Genomic DNA, 14,582 nt, shown 5'->3' on the forward strand with positions numbered 1-14,582 from the left:
GCTGCTGCGCATGGAGGACGAGCTGGGCAAGCGGCTCATCGGCCAGACCGAGGCCGTGCGCGCGGTGAGCGATGCCGTGCGGCGCTCCCGTGCCGTCCGCTGCGCTCCCGGACCGGCGGGACTTTGTCCCGCTACCAGGCTTGCGCTTCGCTCCAGCCTGGCCGGCGGGTCCGCTGCGCTCCCCCGCCTGACGGTCCTTCCGGCTGCGCCTTCAGTACCGTTGGGGCCCGCTAACGCGGGCCAGCTGGTTACAAGGGCGTGGGGGTCGCTCGTGCGGGTCGGATTTCTGTGTTGTGGCTCCTCGGATTGATGCATCATGTACCGTTGGCGAAAACATGAGACACCCCTCAACCTCAGTGCACCGGCTCAGGAGATGAATGCTCGTGGACAGAGAAGAACCTTCTACATTCTGTCACCCGGCGTGGGACGTGCTGGTCCCCGCACGCGCGGCCTACCTAGCAGCCGTATCACCTCACTATGACGAGGTGTTCTGGGATGTTGCGCAGCACGTCGAGCGTGCCGGCAGTCTTGGTAAGAGGGACATCGCTGCCTTGGTCGTGTGGAAACGCCTCTCTGCGCAGACCCGTTGGGTGACAGCTCTCATGTCGCTGCCCGACAGCCAGGTGCGAGCCGTCACCGAGCAGGCCGTCGCGTCAGTGCAAAACCTCACTCTCTCACTCGGTGAGGCGGCTCAGGCGGGGCGCAGTGCCATCTCTGAACTGCCGGGGTTCGTCAAGGGTGACGCTCTCGCGTCGGCCATCCTGACCTCGGCAGCTCCCACGCGGATGGCCGTCTACGACCGGCGTGTCCAGCGCGCCATCGACCTGCTTGGGCTCACACTCACGGACCGTCCGGGCCGCTACGGCCGCTACATGGACCTCCTCGACACCCTCCTCAAAAACAGCGGAGGACGCGCAGAAGGTTGGACCCCGCGCGATGTCGACACTGCTCTGTACTGGGCTGGAAAGAACCCTGAGTAAAAGTAAGGATGAGAGAGTCGATGAAAAGATGCAGGGAAGGGCTCTGAAATTGCAGAGGATCACTCTGAAGGAACACCAGGTTGACCAGAAATCTGCGTTCCGAAAATGGGTAGGATTTCCTGCAAGATCATCTGTGCCCCCGCAGGGTGCCCGGGGCACGATCGTGTCAGCGACCGGTTCGGGCAAGACGATCACGGCCGCCGCGTGCGCGCTGGAGTCGTTCGCCAACGGCCGGATCCTCGTGACCGTGCCCACCCTGGACCTGCTCGTGCAGACCGCCCAGGCGTGGCGCCTGGTGGGCCACCGCGCCCCGATGGTCGCGGTGTGCTCGCTGGAGAACGACCCGGTGCTGAAGGAGCTGGGGGTGCGGACCACCACCAACCCGATCCAGCTCGCCCTGTGGGCCAGGTCCGGACCGGTCGTCGTGTTCGCCACGTACGCCTCCCTCGTGGACCGCGAGGATATCGACGAACTCCAGGGCCAGCGCAAGGTCCGCGGGCCGCTGGAGGCCGCTCTGGCAGGCGGGGAGCGGCTGTACGGGCAGCGCATGGACGGCTTCGACCTAGCGATCGTCGACGAGGCCCACGGAACCGCCGGTGATCTTGGTCGGCCGTGGGCGGCTATCCACGACAACGCCCGCATCCCCGCCGACTTCCGGCTCTACCTGACCGCGACGCCGCGCATCCTCGCCGCGGCCCGGCCGCAGAAGGGCACGGGCGGCCAGGAGGCGGAGATAGCGACCATGGCCGACGACCCCGAGGGCACCTACGGCGCATGGCTCGCCGAGCTCGGGCTCTCCGAGGCGATCGAGCGCGAGATCCTCGCCGGGTTCGAGATCGACGTCCTGGAGATCCGCGATCCTTCGCCCGTTCTCGGGGAGTCGGAGGAGGCGCGGCGCGGCCGGCGCCTGGCGCTCCTACAGACCGCCCTCCTGGAGCACGCCGCCGCGTACAACCTCCGCACCGTCATGACCTTCCACCAGAAGGTGGAGGAAGCCGCCGCGTTCGCGGAGAAGATGCCGGAGACCGCTGCCGAGCTGTACGTCAACGACGCCTCCCAGGACGATCTGGCCGCCGCCGACAAGCTGCCGAAGTCCTCCATCGACGCGGAGTTCTACGAGTTGGAGGCCGGCCGCCACGTCCCGCCGGACCGCGTGTGGTCGGCGTGGCTGTGCGGCGACCACCTCGTCACCGAGCGGCGCGAGGTCATCAGGCAGTTCGCCAACGGCATCGACGCCGCCGGGCACCGGGTCCACCGCGCCTTCCTCGCCAGCTGCCGCGTGCTCGGAGAAGGCGTCGACATCACCGGCGAACGGGGAGTCGAGGCCGTCTGCTTCGCCGACACCCGCGGCTCCCAGGTCGAGATCGTCCAGAACATCGGCCGCGCGCTCCGGCTCAACCGCGACGGCAGCACGAAGATCGCCCGCATCATCGTGCCGGTCTTCCTCGATCCCGGCGAGGACCCCCAGGACATGGTCGCCTCCGCCAGCTTCCGCCCCCTCGTAGCCGTCCTCCAAGGCCTGCGCAGTCACGATGAACGACTCGTCGAGCAGCTCGCTTCCCGTGCCCTCACCCACGGCAAGCGCAAGGTGCACATCCGGCGCGATGCGGAAGGGCGGATCGTCGGGGCCGGCGGCGAGGACGGCGAGGACCAGGAGCACGACGACGGCGCCGACGCTGCTGCCGAGTCCGCGCTGCTGCACTTCTCCAGCCCGCGCGACGCCTCCACGATCGCGGCGTTCCTGCGCACCCGGGTCTACCGGCCGGAATCACTGGTGTGGCTGGAGGGCTACCAGGCCCTCATCCGCTGGCGAGCGGAGAACGAGATCACCGGCCTCTACGCCGTGCCCTACGACGCCGAGGTCGAAGTCGGGGCGACGAAGGCGTTTCCGCTTGGCCGATGGGTCCACCAGCAGCGGAAGGCGCTACGGGCCGGAGAGCTGGAGGAGCGGCGCAAGACCCTGCTGGACGCGCCCGAGGCCGGGATGGTCTGGGAGCCGGGCGAGGAAGCCTGGGAGAACAAACTCGCCGCGCTCCGGTCCTACCGGCGGGCCATGGGGCACCTCGCTCCGCGTCAGGACGCGGTGTGGGGCGAGGGCGAGGCGATGGTGCCCATCGGGCAGCACATGGCCAACCTTCGGCGGAAGGGAGCGAAGAACGGCCTGGGCAAGGACCCGGAGCGGGCCGCCGTACGCGCCGCGCAGCTCACCGAGATCGACCCGGACTGGAACTGCCCCTGGCCACTGGACTGGCAACGGCACTACCGCGTCCTCGCGGACCTGGTCGACGCCGACGGCCAGCTTCCCGACATCGCACCCGGCGTGCTGATGGACGGCGACGACATCGGTAAGTGGCTGGAGCGGCAGAAGAACCCGGGCACCTGGGCGCAGCTGTCCACCGAACAGCAGGAACGGCTGACCCAGCTGGGCGTACAGCCCGCTGAGGCCCCCTCTCCCGCCCCGGCGGTCACCCGCGCGACGAAAGGCCAGAGCAAGGCGCAGCAGGCGTTCCAACGCGGGCTAGCGGCCCTCACACAGTGGGTCGAGCGGGAAGGGGCGAGCGGGTCGGTGCCGCGCGGCCACAGCGAGGAAATCGCGGTCGACGGCGAGGCGGAACCGGTGCCGGTGAAGCTGGGCGTGTGGGTCTCGAACACCAAGGCCCGGCGGGACAAGCTCAGCGCGGAGCAGCTGGACGCGCTGCGGAAGCTGGGCATCGACTGGGCATGACGCTGGCACCGCACGACCATTGAGCCGGACGGTAGGAGCAGAGGCCCAGCAGCGGGTGGGTCACCGTGTAGTACCCATACAGCTTTGCAGGTGGCGACTCCGCCAGCGTGAGTCGTTTTGCGCGGCCCGTCATGATCGCTGTGGCGGGTTGGCCGACGCCTGCGTGAATGACGTGCCCAGGAATTCACGTACAGCGGCTTCGGGGATGCGGAAGGATCTGCCGGAGGCGGTGCGGACAGCCGCCAGATGCCCGCTGTGCACCAGCCGGTAGACGGACTGCTTCGACACCCGCATGATCGAAGCAGTCTCCGCCACGGTGAGGAGGACAGGCGCGGCCTGTGCTGCCAGGCGAGTGGCGACGACCGTGAGAGCCGCTCGTAGTTCCTGCGACATAGCGGCGTCCAGTCCGTCCAAGGGCAAGAGGCTGAGGGCTTCCATAGCCTCGGGCAGGTCATCGATCGCTTCAGTCCCTTCATGGGCATGAAGGCGGGCCATGGCGTCACGCAGCCTACGCAGACCGGTGTCATCGCTGGTCAAGGAGTCGAGCGCGGTGAGAATTCCGGTGACGTCCTGCTCGGTCACTTGGCCACCGTGGGCGATCGTGTTGCGCAGATGGGTAATGGCGCGGATGGCTTGGGCGGTGCTCTGTGGGGTCCGCTCCCGGAGGCGTCGTGCCGCGTCAGTGCCTAGCGATGACGCGTTGAGCAGCGCGGTGAATTCGTCGTCGCGGCTAGTCATCACGGTCCCCCCTCCTCTTCTGCTTGGCTTTGGTTCTCCAGCGGTAGAGCGAGCCTTCGACGGCTCGGACGGTCGTGGCGTCGACCAGCTCGCGGATCTCGTCTTGTGAGTAGCCGTCCAGGGTCAGCGCGACGATGGCTTGGACGCGTGGGTCGGTGATCTCCCCCAGTTCGTCCAGGACGCTCAGATTGCCCAGGACCTCCTGGGCGACGCTGAGTGTGCTGACGGGTGGGCTGTAGAGCTCCTTCTCCCGGCGCAGGGCGCGGTGCTGGCGGGCTTCGCTGGCCCTGTGGCGGCGGAACTCGTTGGGAAAGTCGTACGCGCACGCTCCCATGAAGTAGGTAGTGATGCTTGCTCCGCCCTCAGGGGTCCATCCCTTGTCGACCAGGGCCTGCTGGCGGAAACGCGGCAGGGCTCGGGCGATGGTCATGGTGGCCAGTTCCTCGCGCAGGTCGCTGTCGGTGGCAAGGTCCTCCAAGTCGAGTTCGTGGGGGTTGAGGCCGAAGCCGCGCTGGGCGACCAGGTCGAAGATGTAGCCGGAGTGCATCCAGCCGCGCAGGACAGAGATGCCGTAGCGGACGAGTTCTTCCACGAACAGGTCGTAGCGCGGGCCGGTGAAGCCGTCTTTTTCGAGCAGGGCCACCAGGCGTCCGTCGGCCAGCCGACGGTCGATGTTCTCTTGCAGCCGCCGGGCGATTTTGGCCTGGCGGCCATTCATGGCACGCACGTCCTGGGGGGTGACCGGGGCGCCGAGCAGCCGCTGCGCGTCAAGGGGGCCGTCGTTAGGTTGTAGGTTGCGGGCGCGCGCGGCCGCGACCTCCTCGCCCGCGCCGTCGCCCTGCATGCCCTCCCCTTCCGGTTGTCGTCTCCGCCCCCTTTAGCTGTGCAAGGGGACGGCTCGCCACCAACCGCGCCAGCCCACTCGCAAGCTCCCGGGCCGCCGCGGCCGGCGCCGAGACGACCCCTTGTAAGTGCGCCCTCCACGGCCACCCCACGGATTTTTCCAAGATTCTTTTTTGGCCCACGGAGCCGGGAAATCAGGCCGTGGGGTGGGGCTCGGACTGGCACTTACGAGCGGACGTCACATCATCAACCTCTGGGGAGAAATAGTGAGTTCGCCCGTGCCGACGCCGCAAGGGCCGGCCCCGTTCCTGACGATCCACACGGCCGTCGTCCTTCTGATCGCGGGCGTCATCGGCCTGGTCGTCGGAGGGCTCGCCTTCCTCAGCGGCGGTGCCGTGGCCGCTGCTGTTCTGGCTGGTCTGACCGCAGCCGGTGTCAGCGTCCCGGTGCTCCGCTCACTCATCGGCTGAGGCCCGGCCACGGTCTTTATGGATCTTCCGAAGGAGGCACCGTGGATCAGCTCCCCGCCGGGCTTCAGGACAGGGCGCTGCTCCTCGAAGTCTTCCGCCTCATCGGGGGATGATCAGACCGGTGAGCTCCCCCGCGGTTGGCATCCGCCTCGACGCGTCGGGTCAAGCGATCCCGCTCTGCCGCTTCGGCTGCGGTCAGCCCGCAAGCCTTCCAGGACCCGAAGGGCGGCTACCCGAACACTTCTCGTGCCGCCGGAAGCATGAGGCGTGATCCAACGGCCAGCGCTGACGGCCCCTCGCTGCGTCACCTGGTGTCAGAGCCCCCTGCCCGGTTCAGGTGGGGATGCCGTGTTTCGCCGCGTAGCAGGACGCCGTTCCAGTCACAGAGGCTGGGTGGCGTAGGACCTTCGAGCGAGCGTGGTGGCCCGGGCGGGCTGGTCGGGCGGCGGCGTAGCGGGTCGCGGCCTGGACTTCGTCGACGATGCGGTCGCTACGCAGCATGTCGTTGGCCAGCTCTGCAGCAGAGGGGGCTCTGGCTGTGCAGGTGGGTAAGTCACAGCTCGTGCAGGCAAGGAAGCGCATTGCCAGGTGCCCGTCGAGGGGTCCCAGTTCCCCCGCACGCTGCCGTCGAGAAGCGGGTTGAGGAAGATTTCGGCGGCATGGGCTGCTTCCGGGAAGGTGCGGCATCCCTGGAGGCCGAGGGAGGCGCCGGTGAACAGCGCGGCGGCGACGGCCGCGGCCAGGCGAGGATGTGCGGTTGCCGCGTGCAGCCGGTGGGCGACTTGCTGGGCGGTGTGCGCGGTGAGAGGAGCGGGTGGTGGGCGGTGCCGCCAGGCGATCTGCGGTGGCGTGCACGGGTCGGCGCAGGGGCAGGGGCTGTCGTAGGAGACGAGGCGGTCAAGTGCCGGCAGGGTGAGCCACCGGCTGGCTGGCGTGGCGGGCTCGTCTGCGGGCGGGGGTTCGGTGACAGGCGTGCCGTAGTAGTGGCGGCGGGCAGCCTCGATGTCGGCGGTGACGGAGTAGTCGGCCGTGCGCAGGGCCTGGTGCAGGGCGGCGGGAAGGTGAGGGCGGTGGCAGACCAGGGTCAGGTGGATACCGGTTCGGGCCTGTAGCTGCAGGAGGCGCATCGTGCGGCGGGCGGTGAGGCGGTGGGTGCGCAGGACGGTCAGCCGGGTGACGGGCAGGGCGGTCATCCAGGCGGTGGCGGCTTCCCAGGCGGGCTGGCGGCCGCCGGGGAAGCGGCCCGGGAGCAGGGGCGGTTTGCCCAGGGCGGCGAGAAGGTCGTGGGCGAGGCCGGTTTCGCTGGTGGTGCCCGGGCCGGGGTGCAGGGTGATCCGGCCGGACGGCGGATGGTGGGCGGCTAGAGCGGTGTGCGTGTGCAGCGTGTCGTCGTGACGGTCGAGGACCACGGTGATGGACGGCAGCGGCGGGGCGGGAGGCATGGGTGGTGTGGTCAGGCGAGGCGGCTGAAGGCCCAGCGCAGCAGCTCTTGGTCGACGCGGGGGCGGCCGGTGCGTGCCAGGGCGGTGCGGGTGTGGGCGGTCAGCTGGGCCCAGGCGCGGAAGTTGCCGTGTGCGGCGTGGCTGTCGGCGAAGGTGATGTCGTCGGGGTCGGCGTCGGCCCAGACCGGGTGGAAGAGCGGGATCACCTCGAGGACCTCGTCGGGTGTGAGGCGTGTGAACTGCTGCCAGATGAAGACGCGGGAGGACAGCATCGGTTCGCGGCGCAGCACGGTGTGACAGCCCGCGCCGCCGACGAAGATGATGGCGAGCTGGGTTGAGGGCTCGTCCCAGAGGTAGCGGAAGTATTCGAAGGCCTCACCGTTGAGCCACTGGGCCTCGTCGACGAGGAAGGTACGGGGGCGTTCGGCCAGGGCCGTCTTCAGCAGGCGGTCGAACTCGCTGGGGTGGCGCGGTGGCTCGCCGGCCAGGTCGAGTGTGGTGAACAGTTCGTAGCGCACCGCGCGTGCGGTGGGCCGGGCCCGGAAGGTGATCTTGCGGACGTCCTCTCTGGGTTCGAGTGCGCGCAGGCAGGTGTTGACGGCGAGGGTCTTGCCGAAGCCGGCGCCGCCGTGGATGCACATCATCGCGCGGGCGGCGACGGTGTCGCTGATGTTCTCCCGGGCAGTGAGCAGGGCGCGGGTGGTGACCACGGACGCATCGGGCAGGTCGACGTACTGGTAGGTGGCCGCGGTCACAAGGCGTCTCCGTCTTCAGCGTTCTGCGCAGTCGGCTCGAGCGGGCCGTCGGGGGCAGGTTCGGCGGGGAGGGGAGCAGGCCGGCCGGGCGCGGTCCGGGCAGCGAGGGAGGGCGGAGTGCGCCAGTCGGCCGGTGGCGCGGCGGGCGGAATGAGGTCCGGCAGCGCCAGCTTCGAGGCGTCGGTGTGCTCGATGGCGGCCAGTTCGTGCCCGGCTTGAGCGCAGGTGATGGCTCCCAGCCGCTGGGCCGGCCCGGCCGTAGTGGCCGGGGCGAAGCGCTGTCGGCGCAGCGCCTCGGCGGCTTTCACCTCGGCACGCAGACGCCGGGCACGCTCCGCACGGGCTGTCCGCAGGGCATCAAGTTGTTCGGGGGTGGCCGCGTCCGCGAGGTGCGCGGAACCGAGATACTTGCCGCTCGCGTCACAGATGTCGATCTCGTGATCGTGGTGCGGCATGTAGCGCACTGTGACGCTACGGCCGGCCTGGCCGGTCATCCATGGGGCGATGTAGGTGCGCCCGCGCCACCGCACGCCGTGGCTGGTCAGCTTCCGCGGGCGGCCGTCGTCCTCCAGAGTGAACGTCCACAGGTCGGCGGCGGGCACGTCCGTGACGGGAGTCGGATCGGCCTGCCATGCCTCAAGCGGCGTACGGCCGGACAGCGCCTTGGGACGGTGCTCGGTGTTCCACCAGTGTGTCCAGGCCAGCACTTCCGCGGTGAAGTCTTGAAACGACATGGCACCGGACGTCTCTGGCTTGCGGCCCGCGTCTTTGCGTCGCCGGCCGGAGCGGGGCTTGGTGGAGGTGCGGGTGTAGCCGGGCAGGGCCGCGAACAACATCCGGTCGACGGCTCGGTTGAGGTTTTCCACCGTGCCTTTGAGATGGGGGCTGTAGGCTGGCAGGTCCTTCACCGTCACGCCCATCGTTCCGAACGCCGCGGTGACGGTGGTCGACAGGAAGTCCTTGCCCCGGTCCACCCGCACCTGCTCCGGTGTCCCTCCCGCAGGGCCGTAGGGATCTTCACGCAGAACAGCGGCGCGCAGCGCGACCAGCACGGAGGCACGGGAAGGAACGCCAGGAGTGACCGCGGTGCCGGTGATCACTTTGGTGGCGGTGTCGATGAACCACGTCACCCACGGGCGCACCAGGTCGCCGTCGGCATCGACCAGCAGCGGGGCCTGGACGTGATCGGCCTCCCACACGTGATTGCGCCAAGAGGCCGCCCGTTTACCGAAGACGTCGTGCGCGCGTGCCGCATCCGGTCCCGTCGCAAGACCGGCCCGCTCCCCCGCGGTGAGATCACGCCGCACCGCGCGCAGGAACGTCGACAGCGACGGCACCGGGTCCAGCAACGGCACCGCACTCGGCGGGGCGCCCGCGGGAGAAGCCGCGGAATCAGATGCCGTCATCGGCTGCCCTTCACGGCCGCCGGTCTGGGCCCGGGTCACCAACTGGCGGTGGACCGCGGAAGCGTTGCCGTGCCAGTACGCCAGCAGCACCCGGATCTCCCTGGTGATCTCGAACCGGTCACTGCTGCGTTCGCCGGGGCGGATCGCGGCCCGGGGCGACCGGGAGGCCTCAGCCAGCCACCGCCACACTGTCCGCTCCGACACGCCCAGGCACTCCCCGGCCAGGCGCACATGCTCCCGCGACAGCCGCCGCTCGGCGCGCAGTGCCAGCAGACGACGCACCGCCGGCGCCCGCAACGCCGTCAGCGACTCCTCCCCCAAAACACCGGCCGGATTTTCCGGCGGCGCCATCGGCTGCCCGTCCACTCCATGCCCCTTCGTTCTCATCCGCTTTTCGTGAAGCCCCTCTTCGCTCACCCCGTCGGAACAGGTGAAGGCCCCCCGTACGCGAGCCCTCCGAGCAGCGCGGACCGTCACGGGTAGGGTCCAAGACGCGCGCAGGCCTGCTCGATCAGCTCCCGATTCACACGCCGTGCGGGGCCGCGCTCGCGGGCTGCGTAGACATGCGACGTGATCTTCGCCCACGTGCGGAAATTGCCGCGCGCCATCTGCTCGTCCGCCCGCGCAAGGTCGTCCGGGTCCGCCTGCGCCCACACGGGATGGAACAGGGTCAGCGTCTGCGGGACTTGAGACGGCTCAAGCCGGCCGACCTGGTGCCAGGTCAGCACGCGCGAGCGCAGCGCCGAAGCACGGGCGAGGGCCCGCTCGCTTCCCGCCCCACACAGCACCAGCGCCGCCGCACAGCCCGGCGCGTCCCACAACTGCCGCAGATAATCCAGCAATGGCGGCGTTAGCCGCTGGGCGTCATCGATAAACAGCACACCGGGCTCGGCCAGGGCCCGCGTCAGAGCCTGGCTGGCCGGCCCGGCCCGGTGCGGCAGCGCCCCCGATGGCAGCCCGAGCGCTTCACACAGCGAGGCCCGCAGCTGCGGCAGACCGGGTGCCACGCCGGCCACCGCCCGCCACACCGGCACCCGGCCGGGCAGAAGATGCAACGCCTGCTCGACGGCGACCGTCTTCCCCAGGCCCGTGTCCCCGTACACACAGCACATCCCGCGTGCCGCGACCGTACGCCCCACAGCCTCCGCCACAGCGGCCACCTGCCGTGTGGACACCAGCCGGGCTCCCGGCACGTACAACCGCACACCGCCGCCCCGCACGCCCGCATCCGCGGCGCCCTCCTGCACCGGCATGTCGGCGGGCGGCCCATCGACAACAAGCGGACCGCCCGCCCCGTCCACGAGCCCCAAATCCGCCAGCGCCCGGTCATACCGGCTCGGTTCCAGCCCCACCCTGGCCCCTGCCGGACGGGCCACCTCAAGAACCCGGCCCGCCCCCAGATCCCGCTTGATCACCCGGTGCAACGTCGGCAGCGAGGGCACACACTGCGCACCCCACCCCTCCAACGCCCCCTCTTCCTGGGCCCGGAGCATCCTGCGCCGCAACTCCGCGACGTTCCCGCCCGCCTGAGCCAGGACCTCCCACAAGGCGTCACTGAGCGAAAACCCGTCCTGCCGCGGCCGCGCCTCGACATGGCCCCGGCGCCCATCGGCCAGCCACCGCCACACCGTCCGCTCCGACACACCCGCCAACTCCGCCGCGATCCGCACATGCAGCGCCGACAGAGTCCCCTCCCCATCCACCGCAAGAAGCCGCCGTACCACCACACCCCGCGCCAACGACACACCCCCCGTCGGCACAACCCCAGCCGACCCCGCCCCGGGCTCACCCGCCGGACCCCCCTGAACCGTCATACGGCCCAGCCCACCCGACCCCGCCAGCCCCTCACATAGGAACAGCGAAACCCATGACAGCCAGCAACCAACCTGCTAGCCACATCACAACAGCCGCTTGGTCACCCCATGACAGCGACCACAACCCCGTCCCGGACCCACTACCAGGACACCCACATCACAAGCCCGCTGACACCCACCCGCTGCCACCCCACCACCCACTCACACAAGACCGTGCTGGACGCGCCGGAGGTCGGGATGGTGTGGGAGCCGGGCGAGGAGGCGTGGGAGAACAAGCTCGCCGCGCTCCGGTCCTACCGGCGGGCCATGGGGCACCTTGCGCCGTGTCAGGACGCGGTGTGGGGCGAGGGCGAGGCGCTGGTGCCGGTCGGGCAGCACATGGCCAACCTCCGCCGGAAGGGCGGTCTGGGGAAGGACGCGGAGCGGGCCGCCGTTCGCGCGCAGCAGCTGGCTGCGATCGACGCGGACTGGGACTGCCCGTGGCCGCTGGACTGGCAGCGGCACTACCGCGTCCTCGTGGGCCTGGTCGACGCCGACGGCAGCCTGCCGGCCATCGAACCCGGAGTGCTGTTCGAGGGCGACGACCTTGGCAAGTGGCTGGAAAGGCAAAAGGATCCGGGCACCTGGGCGCAGCTGTCGAGCGAGCAGCAGGAGCGGCTGTCCCATCTGGGCGTGAAGCCCGACCAGGCCCCGTCTCCCGTCCCGGCGGCCGCTCGTGCGGCGGAAGGGAACGAGTAAGGCGCAGCAGGCCTTCCAGCGCGGCGTTCAGGCCCTTGCGCAGTACGTCGCCCGTGAGGGCCACCGCCGCGTCCCCAGGGCCCACGGAGAAGAGATCGCGGTGGAGGGCGAAGCCGCCTCGGTGGTCGTCAAGCTGGGCGTGTGGGTCTCGAACACCAAATCGAGGCGTGACACGCTCACCGCGGAGCAGCGCGCCGCACTGCGGGAACTGGGTATGGAGTGGGCGTGACACAACTGCCTGGGAAGATTCCGGTCGGCCGTTCTATTGGCTGGTCGGGTTCAATGTCTGTCTCGGGGCGGGAAGAAGCCCTGGCGGTTTCACTCGGCTTTCCCTGTGATGTGCGTCCAGCGAGAGAAGAGGCAGGCGCAGACGCCTGGGAATGCGCGCTGCTGCGAAGCGGAGCAACGTAGCACGGGATCGCCGGCTAGCCCAGCCGGCGGTCCCGCCCATCGTTGATGATCCACCGCCACTATCTGCCCTTACTTTCAAAGGCATGACCTGCCTTTAGAAGAAGTGCTTGCGTCCACCGACCGCGCGACCGGTCGCACCCAGGAGCCACAGGATGGCGCCCACCAGAATGAGGATGCCACCGATCGTCGTCAGCAGACCCATGCCGACAAGCAGGCCGATAATCAGCAGAATAAGCCCAAGAATGATCATCTCAAAACCCCTCGTCAATTCCGGCTCGAGCGTGTGTGCGTTTAAGCTTCACAAGGGCATGAGTCGTCCCTTGGTTGGTAAATCACGACCAGCTCCGAAGGCCAGGACTTCGGTGCGATAGTCCTTGTGCCCGGCGACACGGGGTTCACGCACTCCTTCGAGACTTCGTTCAGTACGCCATCTCCTCGACCGTCCTGCGCTCCGGAAGACCCTTCCACCCCGTACGGTTTGGATGTTGGTGATGGAGACACTGGGCAGCGGCGCCTTCGGGCAGGTCGGGTCCTCAGTTCCAGGGGGTTCTTCACCCTCTCCAGCCAGCGCCAGGTGGCGGTGGCACCTGACGGAGCCGCATCGAGGATGCGGCCGGGGGAACGCGCACCCCGGCCTACAGGGCCGCACGCCAGCCAAGGCGGCAGTGAGCCCACCTCCCCCAGGGTGAGAGCTGGCACCGCTCGAAGGGAGCGGTCCCGGCGGTGACCAGGACAGGACCGCCGTTGGTCTATGAACGGCCAGCGACCTGCTCAGCTCGAGGACATTCAGAGGAGGGTTTGTGCGGTCCCGGCTGCCAGAGGGGTGCCGCGTGTCAGCGAGGCGGCGGCTGCGGCTGACCTCCTCGACCGCGCCACAGGCGCTCTGCGCACCGGCGGGTCGGGACCGACCGCGGACTGGCCCACCCCGGCGCCCGCTACGCCTGCTCAGTGGGGTGCTCGGCTCGGTCCGTCTCCTCCGGCCAGCGCAGGCAGAGAGCGCACAGGCGGACGCTCTGAGCCTGGCGCCGTAATGCCGGGATCATCCTTTCGGGGCCACCCGGTGCGGGAGCAGGCCCGGTCCTGCTGGTGATCAGTAACGTGCGGACATGCCGTCACTCGCACGGCGTGACCGCGTCGTTTGGCGCGGCTTTTTCTGCTCCGGAGGTGTCTCGATGACGAGTCCTGGTGGCCTGCTCCCCCCGGTCGGGCTGGAGATCCCATGCTCCAGCCACGCCGCGGACGTACCGCTGAAGATCGACGCGGTCGGCATGGTCCAGCTCGACTTCAAGGGCGGCATCAGGTTGCGCGTCGAGTCGAACATCGGCGGTGGTGTCGGCGGGGTGAGGCTGAAGATCATCGGTGAGGAGTACAGCGCCGACCATCCGATGCTCGGCAGGGTCACGCTCTCGCAGGCCGACATCGACACTACGCCGCTCAGCCTGCTGGAGATCGTCTCGGCCACGCCGCAGACGTTCAGGAACACCCTGTTCCACGACTTCATCCTCAGCATCGAGAAGTTCCCCGGCTCCGACGAGCCGGTGGTGCTGGCCAACACCAAGACGATGACCACCCTGAACAACAGCCTCCGCGTGTTTCCCCCGCAGGGCGACGTCTATCAGATGCAGGAGCCAGTCAGCTTCGCCCCGATCGGCAACCCGGGCAGAGTCGTCGCACAGCTCATGAACCTTCCGATCACCAGGTCCCACAACCCCTGACCGCGAGCCTCGCCTGACCGGCGGTCGTCCAGGCATCAGGCGGGGCGACGCGCGAGCGCGTATGGCGGCGCGCATCGTCCACCAGGACGCGCTGACGTTCTTCGCGGAGCCCTGTTGCCGGGCGATGCCTGCACCGCCCGGCAACAGGGCGGACTGGGGACATGGGTGCATCCGCAGGGGGTGGTGACGCCTTGGCGCGCTGAGCTTCCTTCGCACACTCGGGCCGTCGATCAACTGCTTGGTATTCCAGCTGCCACTATTGCCGGGCCGCGACGCTGCCTCGGAACGGGTGGAGCAGCTGTCCGTGCGATGGGCGAAACTACGGCGCTTCAGCGCGGTCCAACCCCGGTCTGAGTTGTTCCGGCCCGAGCGTCAGGAAGGCCGATCGGGCCGAGGGCGGCGGTTGCTGGTTCTCCCGTTTCTGTTGCCGAGAGTGACCGCATCACCGGGCAGGAGGCCGCGTCCGGTGCCCGGCTGACGGCGGCATTGGCGTCCGGGCGTCCGGTCGATTTAGGCTGCGCCGGCTCGTGTCGTTCATGGCGGCA

11 protein-coding genes and 1 pseudogene are annotated in these 14,582 nt (G+C 69.3%); 5 read left to right on the forward strand and 7 right to left on the reverse strand.

The annotated features are described in order from the left end of the window. The first annotated feature begins 383 nt into the window (after nucleotides 1-383). Together AB0B29_RS34650 and AB0B29_RS34655 are read left to right on the forward strand one after the other, a co-directional pair. Nucleotides 384-980: a hypothetical protein gene (locus AB0B29_RS34650; RefSeq protein ID WP_362246195.1), complete on the forward strand. Its 597-nt coding sequence runs from the start codon at nucleotides 384-386 to the stop codon at nucleotides 978-980. Between the two features lie 28 nt (nucleotides 981-1,008). Then, the gene (locus tag AB0B29_RS34655; RefSeq protein WP_362246370.1) at nucleotides 1,009-3,705 is read left to right on the forward strand and encodes a DEAD/DEAH box helicase; all 2,697 of its coding nucleotides are present in this window, start codon (nucleotides 1,009-1,011) and stop codon (nucleotides 3,703-3,705) included. Between the two features lie 129 nt (nucleotides 3,706-3,834). On the opposite strand, the gene AB0B29_RS34660 is transcribed toward AB0B29_RS34655, so the two are convergent. Together AB0B29_RS34660 and AB0B29_RS34665 are read right to left on the reverse strand one after the other, a co-directional pair. Then, entirely contained in the window at nucleotides 3,835-4,053 is a 219-nt protein-coding gene (locus AB0B29_RS34660; protein WP_362246372.1) for a helix-turn-helix domain-containing protein, read from the reverse strand. 382 nt (nucleotides 4,054-4,435) lie between these two features. Then, nucleotides 4,436-5,287: a hypothetical protein gene (locus tag AB0B29_RS34665; protein ID WP_362246197.1), complete on the reverse strand. Its 852-nt coding sequence runs from the start codon at nucleotides 5,285-5,287 to the stop codon at nucleotides 4,436-4,438. Between the two features lie 265 nt (nucleotides 5,288-5,552). Between AB0B29_RS34665 and AB0B29_RS34670 the strand changes: the two genes are divergently transcribed. Then, nucleotides 5,553-5,756 carry a hypothetical protein gene (locus AB0B29_RS34670; RefSeq protein ID WP_362246199.1) on the forward strand — a complete coding sequence of 68 codons (204 nt, stop codon included), beginning with the start codon at nucleotides 5,553-5,555 and terminating at the stop codon, nucleotides 5,754-5,756. A 380-nt stretch (nucleotides 5,757-6,136) separates the two neighbouring features. Here AB0B29_RS34670 and AB0B29_RS34675 read toward each other — a convergent pair whose 3' ends face one another. From AB0B29_RS34675 to AB0B29_RS34690, 4 genes are all read right to left on the reverse strand, one after another. Next, the gene (locus AB0B29_RS34675) at nucleotides 6,137-7,198 is read right to left on the reverse strand and encodes a hypothetical protein (protein ID WP_362246201.1); all 1,062 of its coding nucleotides are present in this window, start codon (nucleotides 7,196-7,198) and stop codon (nucleotides 6,137-6,139) included. A gap of 11 nt (nucleotides 7,199-7,209) precedes the next feature. Continuing rightward, nucleotides 7,210-7,953: an ATP-binding protein gene (locus AB0B29_RS34680; RefSeq protein WP_362246203.1), complete on the reverse strand. Its 744-nt coding sequence runs from the start codon at nucleotides 7,951-7,953 to the stop codon at nucleotides 7,210-7,212. Further along, the gene (locus AB0B29_RS34685) at nucleotides 7,950-9,641 is read right to left on the reverse strand and encodes a Mu transposase C-terminal domain-containing protein (RefSeq protein WP_436845956.1); all 1,692 of its coding nucleotides are present in this window, start codon (nucleotides 9,639-9,641) and stop codon (nucleotides 7,950-7,952) included. The genes AB0B29_RS34680 and AB0B29_RS34685 overlap by 4 nt, the downstream gene beginning before the upstream one ends. Nucleotides 9,642-9,832: 191 nt before the next feature. Then, a complete protein-coding gene (locus tag AB0B29_RS34690) occupies nucleotides 9,833-11,098 on the reverse strand; it encodes an ATP-binding protein (RefSeq protein WP_362246207.1) in 1,266 nt (421 codons plus the stop codon). 282 nt (nucleotides 11,099-11,380) lie between these two features. Between AB0B29_RS34690 and AB0B29_RS34695 the strand changes: the two are divergent. After that, nucleotides 11,381-12,140: pseudogene (locus AB0B29_RS34695) on the forward strand (helicase associated domain-containing protein); the annotation flags it as partial. A gap of 276 nt (nucleotides 12,141-12,416) precedes the next feature. On the opposite strand, the gene AB0B29_RS34700 reads toward AB0B29_RS34695, so the two are convergent. Then, nucleotides 12,417-12,572: a hypothetical protein gene (locus tag AB0B29_RS34700; RefSeq protein ID WP_318197911.1), complete on the reverse strand. Its 156-nt coding sequence runs from the start codon at nucleotides 12,570-12,572 to the stop codon at nucleotides 12,417-12,419. Between the two features lie 922 nt (nucleotides 12,573-13,494). Between AB0B29_RS34700 and AB0B29_RS34705 the strand changes: the two genes are divergently transcribed. Continuing rightward, nucleotides 13,495-14,037, forward strand: a complete 543-nt coding sequence (locus AB0B29_RS34705) for a hypothetical protein (RefSeq protein WP_362246209.1) — start codon at nucleotides 13,495-13,497, stop codon at nucleotides 14,035-14,037. Nucleotides 14,038-14,582: the final 545 nt, after the last annotated feature.

Origin of the sequence: Streptomyces tibetensis, assembly GCF_040647715.1 — a bacterium.
GTDB classification, from domain to species: Bacteria; Actinomycetota; Actinomycetes; order Streptomycetales; family Streptomycetaceae; genus Streptomyces; species Streptomyces tibetensis_A.